The sequence below is a fragment of the Cryobacterium sp. 10I1 genome (assembly GCF_035019805.1).
Taxonomy (GTDB): domain Bacteria; phylum Actinomycetota; class Actinomycetes; order Actinomycetales; family Microbacteriaceae; genus Cryobacterium; species Cryobacterium glucosi.
Window position 1 is genome coordinate 1 of sequence record NZ_JASJVF010000111.1, and the last position, 10,515, is coordinate 10,515.

The window sequence follows — 10,515 nt, forward strand, 5'->3', positions numbered from 1 at the left end:
GCGCGGCGACGAGTGCGACGGGTCGGAGCCGGTGCGGTCAGGTCCCATGTCTGGGGCCTCTCTTCTTGGTCGAACGAGGAAACGGGTAGGTATGTGCACATTCCGGATCGACCAGATTTGCATACAATTCCCCCTGAGGATACGTCATACTGTGTCTGCACGGTACCCCCGAAGACACCGCGCGAACACAGGAGTAAGTCAGGTGGACTGCCCGGTTTCACCACGAGATGTGCTCGGTTCCGAGCTCGTTGGGCAGGCAATTGAGTGCAACACAACCGTCGGCGAGCGCCGTTCCGGTTTTCACGATCCACAGGGGGTACGCATGAGCCCATACGCTCTGACGCCGTCGGACCTGGTCCCGGCCCGATGAGCGGGAAACTGCGGGTCGGTGTCGTCACGGCCTTTCCCCCGGGCCGCAACAGCCTGAACGAGTTCGGCTTCCACCTCGTCAAACACCTCGCCCGGCAGGCCGAGGTCGGCGAGGTGCTGCTGTACGCCGACGTGACGGATGCCGGCAGTCCGGCCCCCCTCGACGGCGTGACGACTTATCCGAGCTGGACCTTCAACAGCGTCACGAATATCGTGCGACTCACCCGGGCGATCCGGCGCACACGCCCGGACGCCGTGCTCTTCAACCTCCAGTTCGCCACCTTCGGGGACAAGCGCATCCCCGGGGCACTCGGGCTGCTGATCCCGGCCGTGCTGCGGTTGTTCCGGGTACCGACCGTCGTCGTGCTGCACAACCTCGCGGACAACGTCGACATGCAGGATGCCGGCTTCGCAGGCTCCGCGACGACGGCGCGCCTGATGAAGTTCGCCGGACGCATCCTCACCCGCGCCCTGCTCCGCGCCGACCTCGTGGCGCTGACCATCCCGCGCTATGTGGAATACCTGCAGGAGAGCTACGGCGCGACGAACGCGCTCCTCGCACCGCATGGAAGCTTCGAGGAGGTCGCATTCCCCTCTTTCGGCATACCGGACGGACGCCGGCGCATCCTCGCGTTCGGCAAATGGGGCACGTACAAGACCGTCGACGTGCTCGTCGAGGCATACCAGGAGCTCCTCGACCGCGGGTACGACGACCTCGAGTTGGTGCTCGCGGGTACGGACAGCCCGAATTCCGCCGGCTACATGCAGTCGGTCGCCGAACGGTTCTCCGATCTGCCTGACCTCGTCTTCACGGGCTATGTCGCCGAAGAGGAGGTGGCGCCGCTCTTCTCCGCCGCGACCGTCGTCGCCTTCCCGTACACGTCGACGACCGGGAGTTCGGGTGTGCTGCACCAGGCCGGGGAGTATGGTCGTGCCGCCGTGCTGCCCCGCATCGGCGACCTGATCGACATCATCGAAGAAGAGGGCTTCCTCGGCGTCTACTTCGAACCGGGTGACGCGACCAGCCTCGCCGACGCCCTGGCCGAGGTGCTCGACCACCCCGAACAGCGGGTGTCCCTCGGCCGCCGCAACTTCGCGGCCGCCTCGGGCATCCCGATGTCCGAGGTCGTGCACTGGCACCTGATCCACATCCAGCGGCTGCTCGACAGGCGGGCCATGCGATGACGGCGGAACCTTCCTCACGGACTCCCTCCCTGGTGGGCGGCGGTACCGCTCTTGCCGTGGCCATGATCGTGGCCAATGCCGGGAACTACGTGCTCAACCTGTTCCTCGGCCGGGTACTGACCCCCGCCGAGTTCTCGGATGCCAACCTGATGGTGACGCTCATGCTCACGATCACCTCGATAGCGCTCTGCCTGCAGCTCGTGGCGGCCCGCTTCGTCGGAATCTATGACGAGTCCGGCGAGCCGGACCGCTCCGACCGGCTCGCCCGCACCCTGCGCGGTTATGCGCTCGGTGCCGGCATCCTGACCGGGGTGATCCTCGCCGGAGGCAGCGCCCTCTGGTCGCAGGTCTTCCACACCGCGTCGTTCTGGCCATTCGTCATCCTCGGCGCCGGAATGCCGTTCTACCTCGTGCAGTCCGTCGGCCGTGGTGTCATGCAGGGCCGGCTGCGCTTCCCCGGTCTCGCCACGTCCTTCGTTGTGGAGATGGTTGTGCGTCTCGGCTGCGGTGTGGCCCTCGTCGCACTCGGCTTCGGTGTCAACGGTGCGACCATCGGTCTCACGGCGTCGTTCGTCGCCACGTGGCTCGCCGTGAAGCTGCTCGCCAGGACCGGACCAGGGCTCACGGGCACCGCCCCCGACCTGGTCACGGTGCGCAGCTACGCCGCCCTGGTGTCGGTACTCCTGATCGGCCAGATCATCGCCAACAACAGCGACGTGCTCGTCGCAAAGGCATTCTTCTCCCCGGATGCCGCGGGGATCTACGCCGCGATCGCTCTCGTCGGGCGGGCGGTGTTCTTCCTCGCGTGGTCGGTCGCGACCGTCGTGTTCCCTGTCGTGGCTCGACGGCACGCGAGCGGCGGTGACACCGGGTCCCTGCTGACCGGCGGCATAGCGGCCGTCGCCGGGATCGGTGCCGCGTGCACACTGGGCGCGCTGGTCCTGGGCGGTCCCGTGCTGGGCTTCATCCTCGGCCCGGCCTACGGCGACCTCTCGGCGCCCCTCGCCGCATACGCGGGGATGACGACCCTCTTCGCCGTTGCAAACCTCGTGGCCAGCCACGAGCTGTCGCAGGGACGCAACACCCAGTCCTGGCTGCTGTTCGGAGCATCCGTCGTGCAGCTCGTGCTGCTGCTTGTCTGGCACGAGTCGACAGCGCAACTGATCATCGTGCAATTCGTGGCGATGGTGCTCCTGCTCGGCGTGATGGCCGCCCGGCACCTCCTCACCAGATCCTCCCCCCACATTCCCACCGAAGAAGGGTTGCCCCGATGACCGCGGAGACCGGCACCTACCAGGCCTATCGCAAATGGGTCACCGAGAAGTCGACTGTGCCGCCGCGCGTCTCGGTCGTCATTCCGGCATACAACGAGGAGTGGCGAATCCTGCCGACTGTCGGTGCAATCGCCACCCACATGTGTTCGAGGGGCGAGCCCTGGGAGTTGATCATCGCCGACGACGGCTCCACGGACACGACAGTCTCCCTCCTGCAGGACCTGCGCTTCCCGAACATGACCGTGCTCGTCGCCGCCAAGAACACCGGAAAGGGCGACGCCGTCCGCAGGGGAATGCTCGCGGCCCGCGGTGAATTCATCCTGTTCGCGGACGCGGACCAGTCAACGCCGATCGAGCAATTCGACCACCTCATGGCGAAGATCGATGCCGGCTACGACGTCGTCGTCGGCTCGCGAGCCGCCGCCGGCGCGGCGGTGAGCGGAAAGAGCGCCCTGCGGAAGGTCCTGAGCCGGGGCCTGCACGTGATGGTGTCCGTCGGGTTCGGCATCGAGATCGCGGACACGCAGTGCGGCTTCAAGCTCTTCACCGCCCCGGCGGCCCGGTCGCTGTTCACCCTCCAGGTCGTCGACGGGTTCTCCTTCGATCTCGAGGTGATCTACCTCGCCGGGCGTCTTGGCCTGAGCACGGCCGAAGTCCCCGTCGAATGGATCGACGCGCCCGGTTCCACGGTCGACGCCGCCAAGGTGAGCCTGCAGTTCGTCGCCGACCTCGTCAAGATCAAGGTCCACGACCTGCGCGGCGGGTACACCGTCACCGGCCATTCACCGGTCTCGCGAGCCTCGTCCCCCGCATCCGTCGCATCGATCAAATAGGAAATCACGATGAGAATACGCACCGAATCCGGAATCGGCCACACGACAGTCAGCCTTGCCGGCCGTTTCGACGCCCACGAGACCGCGGACTTCCGCAACGTCGTCGACCTCCTGATCCGACCGGAGAACGCGACCCTGCGACTCGACCTCTCGAACGTCGTGTTCGTCGACTCGAGCGCCCTCGCCGAACTGTTGCGCTCGCAGAAGGCTGCCAAGGCAATCGGCGGCGAAGTCATCCTCGTGAACGTCTCCGACCCGGTCCGGATCATCCTCGAACTGACCGAACTCCAGCAGGTCTTCACCCTGGAGTCCCGGACGGACCCGACCACGACCGCATCATGACCCCCGCTTCCCCCGAAACCCACCTGATCGAGAGCGACCTCGCCGACGCCGCTCTCGAACGCTTACTGGTGGCGGCCGGGGCCGGCGAGATCCACCGACCGCCCGGTTCCGACTGGACCGTCTCCGGGGACGCGGCCCCCGACGCCATCGACGCAGCCAACGCCATCCGCCGTGCGATCCACGGGATCTACTCCGCCCAGGACGACGTCACGGAAGCCCTGATCACAAGCCAGGACCACCTGATTGCCCTTCGGGCGCTCACCCAGGTGAACCTGAGCACCCTCGGCAGGTCCGAGGCGCTTCGCGACCTGCTCGACCAAGCCAGGGTACTGACCGCGTCGGACCTCGTCGCGATGGTCGACGATCGCCTGGTGCACACCACGGGAGGGCCGTCCTCGGACTCGCCCGAGCTCACGGAGGTCATCCGCGAGGCGACGAAGAGTACTGACGACCCGGAGCCGAGACTCGTCGGCCAGGGGAACGCTGTGATCGCACCCCTCAACGACCAGAGCGGGGGCATCCGCGCGCTCGCATTCCTCAGGACGAACGGACCGGTCTACACCACGGGCGACCTGCGCCTCGTCAGGGCGGCGGTTGCGGCCGCCGACATGCAGTTCGCGCTCACCCGGCTGCATCTCCTCGAGATCAAGCGCGCCACTTTCGAGCGCGAGCACCAGGTCGCATCAAGCCTTGCCCAGGCAGTCTTCTCCCAGCCTGCGCCGACCCTCTCCGGGGTCGAGGTGTTCTCCGACACCATTCCGGCGAGCCTTGCCGGCGGGGACTTCTTCGCCTTCGCCGTGGTGGGCGATGTGCTGTGGTTCGCCGTGGGCGACGTCGCCGGAAAGGGTCTTCCCGCGGCGATGGTGATGACGCGTGCCGTCAGCGCCGCCCGGGTGGCCTTCCTCACCCACGACGCAGACGATCCTGCGGGGGCGATGTGCGCGATGGGCATCGAACTCTACGACTATCTCGACGATGTCGGACTGTTCATCACCGTCGCCCTCGGCGCATACCGGCCCAGTACGGGCGCCCTGCACGTGTGCAACGCCGGCCATTCCCCGGTGATGCTCGTCCTGGACGGGATCATAACGCTCATTCCGGCGTCAATGCCACCGCTCGGCGTGTTACCCGAGCCACGAGGTCGGACAGTGCGCTTCGACCTGCAGCGGAACGACGCACTGGTGCTCGGTTCCGACGGACTCGCCGAACAGGAGAACTCCAGCGGGGTGATGCTCGGCTACGACCGTCTGGTCGAACTCTGTGCCGAGCTCCCGGGAGAGTCCGCCGAGCGGCTCGGACACCATATTCTGGATGCCGTGAAAAGACACGCGGATGGAACCCCGCCCTCCGATGACCGCACCCTCGTCATCCTCCGAGCCGTGGAGGCGATTCATGACCGCGTCAGCTGACCCGACCGAGCTTGTCATCGAGGGCACAACGGCGATGGTCCGCAAGATCGGTCCGTGGCTGCACGGGGTGCTCGGCGAGCTCCCCGACGATGAGGCCGGCGCGATCGCCGCACGCCTGGAACTCGCCGTCCACGAGGTCGCGATGAACATCATCGACCACGCCGGCCTGCCGGTCGCTGCGGAGATCCGGTTCAGCGCCGGAATCACCGATTCCGTCGTCGAGATCTGCGTGACCGATCCCGGCCTGCCCTTCGACCCGGCCGGGGTCAGGATCCCTGTGGCCGGGGTTCCCCAGGAACGCGGATACGGCCTCATGCTGGTCCGCAAACTCGTCAACGATCTCGACTACCGCCGGGTCGACGCCGGGAACCGATGGACCCTCCGCGTCAACCGCACCCCGCCGGCCGACTCCCAGAAGACCGGAAATGAGCACCAGCCATGATCGATCCAGACACCGTCCGCACATCGAGGGACAGCGGCCTCACGGTCGGCGTCGCGACGCCGGCCGCCGGACTCACCGTTGTGACGCTCGGTGGTCGACTCGACGCCGTCGCCGCATCCGACCTGCGCGCCCGGCTCGACGAGTCCGACATAGCCGGATGCCCCCAGATCGTGTTCGACCTCGCTGCCGTCGATTTCGTGGACAGTGCCGGCCTCGCCGTGCTCGTCTGGCAGCGGCGTTCCTGCCGGGCACACGGTGGCGACGTTGTACTCGTGCGTCCGGACTCGGACAATGCGATGCGGGTGTTCCGGCTCACCCAGTTCGACCAGATCTTCCGGATGCTGCCGCAGCAGCAGGACGACTGAGGCCGCGCCATGACCGCCGAATCCCTGTCCAACACGGCCCTGGTCGTCGACGACGAAACCGTGTCCCGCCTCGTCCTCTCCCATATGTTGCGCAGGGCGGGCTGGGACGTCACCGAGGCCGACGATGTCGCCCCGGCGATCGCGCTCGCCCGGTCTGGCACCTTCACGGCGATCTTCTCCGACTTCTCGATGCCGGGCGGCACCGGTGTCGACCTGCTGAACGCGCTGCCACCGGCGCCGGCTCGCCCGCTCTTCGTGCTCGTGACCGGCATCGTGGAACATTCCTCTGTCGGACTCGACCTCGCGAGCGTGATCGATGGGCACCTGATCAAGCCGATCAGCTCCCGCGCGCTCTCCGAGTGCCTCGCGACGATCCTGCCGCGCCAAAGGGACCGGTGAGTCGCGGCGTCACGCGTGCCCTGACCAGGACTGCGTGCGGCCTCGGCTGGCTGGCAGCAGGCGGCATGACCGCGAGCGCCCTGATCCGGGCGCTGTCCAGTGAAACCGAACCACTGCTGATCGGGGTGCAGGGCATCACGGTGTGGCTGCTCCTCCCGGCGTATCCTCTGCTCGCGGGCACGGGAATCGTGCTCGTGCGACGGGCCCGGCGGGCCCGCAGACGTTCCGACGGGCCGGCCCGCCTCAGGTGGCCACTCGCCCTCGGCACGGTTGCGCTCGCCCTCGTTGTCGTGCAGGCCACCCTGCTGATTCCGGCCATCGGATGGAACGGCCCGCGCACGGCACCCGTCGGCGCCACTCCGCTCCGGATCGTCAGCGCCAACGTCCTCCTCGACAACACCGAGCTCGCCACCCTCGCCGGCGAGCTCGTCGCGACGGATGCCGACGTGATCGTGCTCGAAGAGGTCACCCCCGAACACCTGGCCACGCTCGCCGCCTCGCCGCTCTGGGCGGCCTACCCGGAACGGATCCTCGACGCGCTCCCCGGATACCATGGCTCGGCGATCTTCTCCCGCCTGCCGATCGAAGACGGCGGCCCGATCGACGTAGCCGGGTCCCCGATGCTCGAGGCGCGCATCCACACGCCCGCAGGACTCGTACGGATCATCGATGTGCACGCGGTAGCACCCGTCACCTCGGAGAACACCGTGCTCTGGCGGGGACAGTACGCCGAGCTGGCCCGGATCGCGGCAAGCGACACCGGCACCCTCATCCTCGCGGGAGATTTCAACGCGACCCTCGACCATGCGCCGCTGCGGCGGCTCGTCGCCACCGGGCTGCGGGACGCCTTCGTGGAGTCCGGCCGCGGTTTCGGGGCGACCTGGCCACGCTGGGACGGCGTCGTTCCTCCGCTGATGCGCCTCGACCATGTGCTCGTCAGCCAACAGGTCACGGTCGTCGCCGTGACCGACCAGACGAGCGCGGGGAGCGACCACCGCCGCCTCGTCGTCGACCTCGCCCTCCCGTCGTCGCAGAGTCCGTCGTCCCAGAGTCCTTCGTCTCAGAGTCCTTCGTCTCAGAGTCCTTCGTCTCAGAGTCCTTCGTCGCCGGAGACTCCGACGCCATGACCCTGGTGACGGAGCCGGCCCCGGTCCCCGTTCCGGCAGCGGAGAAGGCGAGGGTGCACCGGCCGGAAGAAGCGCCGGACGGGCGCTCGCGCAAGGGCTTCGTGCGCCGCCACCGCCTGCTCTTCATCGCGCTCATCCTCGTGCTCGTGTTCCACGGCTCTTTGCTGCTCGCCGGAAGTTACCAGCGCACCTACGACGCCTACGTGCACATCTTCTTCGCCGACCACTACGCCAGAGACTGGTTCTCGAGCTGGGACACCCGCTGGTACACCGGGTTCTCCACCCTGAGCTACCCGCCGGGCGGCCACTTCATGATCGCGGCCCTGAGCAAGATCATCGGGTTGCGCCCCGGCTTCGTCGTCGTGCAGGTCTTCGCCCTCCTCAACCTCACCATCGGGGTCTACCGCTGGAGCGGCATCTGGGTCAACCGCACCTCAGCAGGCTGGGCGGCCATCGCCCTGGTGCTGGCGTCGTCCATCGCTGAAACCGTGCACGTCTTCGGCCAGCTTCCCACCACGCTCTCGCTCGGGTTCCTGCTCAACGGGCTGCCCTTCGCGAATACCTGGGTGCGCACCGGCAACCGGAAGGCCCTGCTCGCCGGGGTCGGCTGCATCATGGCCACCACGGCCTGCCACCATGTCACGACCCTGTTCGGATCGCTCTTCTTCCTCGGGCCCGTCCTGCTCGGGGCACTCGTGTTCGCCGTGCGCACCCCGCTCGCCGGCGAAAAGGACGGACACCCGCCGCGGTTCAGCTTCCGGCTGCTCTGGCCGCTGATCGCCCGCCGGATCCGCCGGGTGATGCCCTCCCTCGTGCGGACCGGGATCCTCGGGGCGCTGGTGGTCACTGCCCTGCTCTGCGTCGTCCTTCCGTACTGGCTGTACTCCAAGAGCGACCCGATCACCCAGGTCTCCATCCCGCACGCCAGCCGCGACAGTTTCCTGGTCAATGTCAACGCCGGCCTGGTCTTCTGGCTGATCCCCTGGGGCACGACGCTGCTCGTGCTGCCATACGCATTGATTCGCGGCATGGCGGGCAAGGCGTGGCCGCTCACCCTCTCCCTCGGCGTGCTCGCGTTCCTCGGCACCGGCGGCACCACGCCATTTCCCAAGATCCTCCTGGGCGGCGCGTACGACATCCTCACACTCGACCGCTTCACGTTCTGGGCGACCATCTCCATCCTGCCGCTCGTCGGTCAGTTCGTGTCGAGCGTCACGAACGGTTCGATCCGAGCCTGGCTGCTCGCGCATGTCGGGCGCACGCTCTCGGTGGTCCTTCCGGGCCTGCTGCTGGCCGCACACCTCACCACGACCCTCTACGCGGCGAACCTCACGCAGTACCGGGCATTCCAGCCTGCCCCGATCGACGTCACCCCGATCACGACCTTCATGAACAAGGATCAGCACTCCCAGTGGCGGTACCTCACACTGGGATTCGGCGACCAGATGGCCTGGCTCGGTACCAATATGACCGCCGGAACCGTCGACGGCGACTATCACTCTGCCCGGCAGCTGCCCGAGCTGACGTCCCGGCCGATCGAGCGCCTCGAGGGCGCGAAGTACTCCGGTGTGCCCGGGATCGGGAGCCTGCAACAGTTCCTGGCGGTGCCCGGCCGGTACTCGCTCAAATACGTCTTCAGCAACGATGCCTTCTACTCCCCGCTGCTCGACGCGAGCGGAATGCGGAAATCGCTGACCGATTGCGGGGCGATGCTGTGCTCGAGATAGGCATGATCGACCCAGGCCAGGCTGCCGTCCGCTGCCGTATAGGACACCAGGAGGTGCGGAACGGAGGCTTCCACCGTGCTGTCGTTGCGCAGCTCGCCGAGAACGGCGTAGCCGTCGACGGCCGAGCCGGTGAGCCGCAGGTGCTGCACTTGCAGGCCGCGCGCGCTCGCCCGCGGGGTCACGACGGCGCGGGCGTAGACGGCCACCGACGACACTGTCGCGCCGGCGGCGAGCACGAAGGGGGTGATCGTCTGAGGGTCGAACTCGACAGGGCCGTGGATATTGGAGGACGTGGCCGGTGCTGCGACGGTGACGCTTGTCGCGGAGGGGGGCGTCACCGCCGTCGTGTCCTTGAGGCCGCCGTCGGCTTCGAGGCCGTAGTCGCCGGTACCGGCGATGCTCTGGAACTCGATCCGGAAGGGGCTCGTCGCTCCGGGCAGCAGCTTGTGAACGAGTACCTGGGCGGCATCCCAGCTGGCGAGCAGCGCGCCGTCCTGATCGCGCAGCTGCGCTTCGACGGTGACGTCTGCGGGGTCGACGTCGGTGTTCGTCACCTCGCCGATCACGACCCAGCGACCGTTCACGAGCAGGGAGCTGACGTTGCCGAGGGTCAGCTCGGGCCGGTCGAGCACGTCCATCGTGGAGGTTCCGTCCGAGCTGAGTGCGCGACGACCCTGGGAGAGGAAGCCGACGGCGGGTCGGCTGGTGAACTGGTCCGGCGGAGACGTCGCGTCTCCGGCGGGAAGGTCGATGAACCAGCCGGTCGGTTCCTGGATCAGGGTCACAGGGGTGATCACCCGATACGACTGCAGGGAGGTGAGATAGTCGAGGGTTGCGGTCATCACCTGCCTGCCCGGGGTGCTCGAGGCCGGCACTGCGGTGACGGATGCGAGCTTCGCGAAGGAGGCGACAAGGCCTCCGTCCCTGCCGAGTTCCTGCTGGTACACCGTGTAGTCCGGCCGGGTCGAGGGATCGAGCAGGGCGTATGCGGCGGCGAAGCGGCGGAAATCGAGGTGTCCGTAGTAGTCCTCGACGACTTCGGC

The 10,515-nt window shown here is 67.6% G+C and carries 11 protein-coding genes; 10 read left to right on the forward strand and 1 reads right to left on the reverse strand.

Features of this window, described 5'->3' with window-relative positions; all coding sequences use genetic code 11:
• Positions 1 to 366 precede the first annotated feature (366 nt).
• From QN345_RS10890 to QN345_RS10935, 10 genes are read left to right on the forward strand one after another with little or no spacing between them, the layout of a single operon-like run.
• Entirely contained in the window at positions 367 to 1,554 is a 1,188-nt protein-coding gene (locus tag QN345_RS10890) for a glycosyltransferase (RefSeq protein ID WP_323505143.1), read from the forward strand.
• A complete protein-coding gene (locus QN345_RS10895) occupies positions 1,551 to 2,828 on the forward strand; it encodes an oligosaccharide flippase family protein (protein WP_322188756.1) in 1,278 nt (425 codons plus the stop codon). The genes QN345_RS10890 and QN345_RS10895 overlap by 4 nt, the downstream gene beginning before the upstream one ends.
• Entirely contained in the window at positions 2,825 to 3,661 is an 837-nt protein-coding gene (locus QN345_RS10900; RefSeq protein WP_322188758.1) for a dolichyl-phosphate beta-glucosyltransferase, read from the forward strand. The genes QN345_RS10895 and QN345_RS10900 overlap by 4 nt, the downstream gene beginning before the upstream one ends.
• A 9-nt stretch (positions 3,662 to 3,670) precedes the next feature.
• On the forward strand, positions 3,671 to 4,003 hold the full coding sequence (locus QN345_RS10905) for an STAS domain-containing protein (RefSeq protein WP_134449091.1): 333 nt from the start codon (positions 3,671 to 3,673) through the stop codon (positions 4,001 to 4,003).
• A complete protein-coding gene (locus tag QN345_RS10910; protein ID WP_322188761.1) occupies positions 4,000 to 5,412 on the forward strand; it encodes a PP2C family protein-serine/threonine phosphatase in 1,413 nt (470 codons plus the stop codon). Before QN345_RS10905 ends, QN345_RS10910 begins: the two co-directional genes overlap by 4 nt.
• Positions 5,396 to 5,854, forward strand: coding sequence for an ATP-binding protein (locus tag QN345_RS10915; RefSeq protein WP_166787369.1), 459 nt, complete (start codon positions 5,396 to 5,398; stop codon positions 5,852 to 5,854). Before QN345_RS10910 ends, QN345_RS10915 begins: the two co-directional genes overlap by 17 nt.
• Complete coding sequence (locus QN345_RS10920; protein WP_134449094.1) at positions 5,851 to 6,219, forward strand: STAS domain-containing protein; 369 nt, start codon at positions 5,851 to 5,853, stop codon at positions 6,217 to 6,219. The genes QN345_RS10915 and QN345_RS10920 overlap by 4 nt, the downstream gene beginning before the upstream one ends.
• A 9-nt stretch (positions 6,220 to 6,228) precedes the next feature.
• Complete coding sequence (locus QN345_RS10925; protein ID WP_134449095.1) at positions 6,229 to 6,618, forward strand: response regulator; 390 nt, start codon at positions 6,229 to 6,231, stop codon at positions 6,616 to 6,618.
• Positions 6,615 to 7,745, forward strand: a complete 1,131-nt coding sequence (locus tag QN345_RS10930) for an endonuclease/exonuclease/phosphatase family protein (protein WP_322188764.1) — start codon at positions 6,615 to 6,617, stop codon at positions 7,743 to 7,745. The genes QN345_RS10925 and QN345_RS10930 overlap by 4 nt, the downstream gene beginning before the upstream one ends.
• On the forward strand, positions 7,742 to 9,472 hold the full coding sequence (locus tag QN345_RS10935) for a hypothetical protein (RefSeq protein ID WP_323508648.1): 1,731 nt from the start codon (positions 7,742 to 7,744) through the stop codon (positions 9,470 to 9,472). Before QN345_RS10930 ends, QN345_RS10935 begins: the two co-directional genes overlap by 4 nt.
• On the opposite strand, the gene QN345_RS10940 is transcribed toward QN345_RS10935, so the two are convergent.
• Positions 9,397 to 10,515, reverse strand: a 1,119-nt coding sequence (locus tag QN345_RS10940; protein ID WP_323508649.1) for a hypothetical protein, incomplete at its 5' end; no start/stop codon positions are given. The genes QN345_RS10935 and QN345_RS10940 overlap by 76 nt on opposite strands.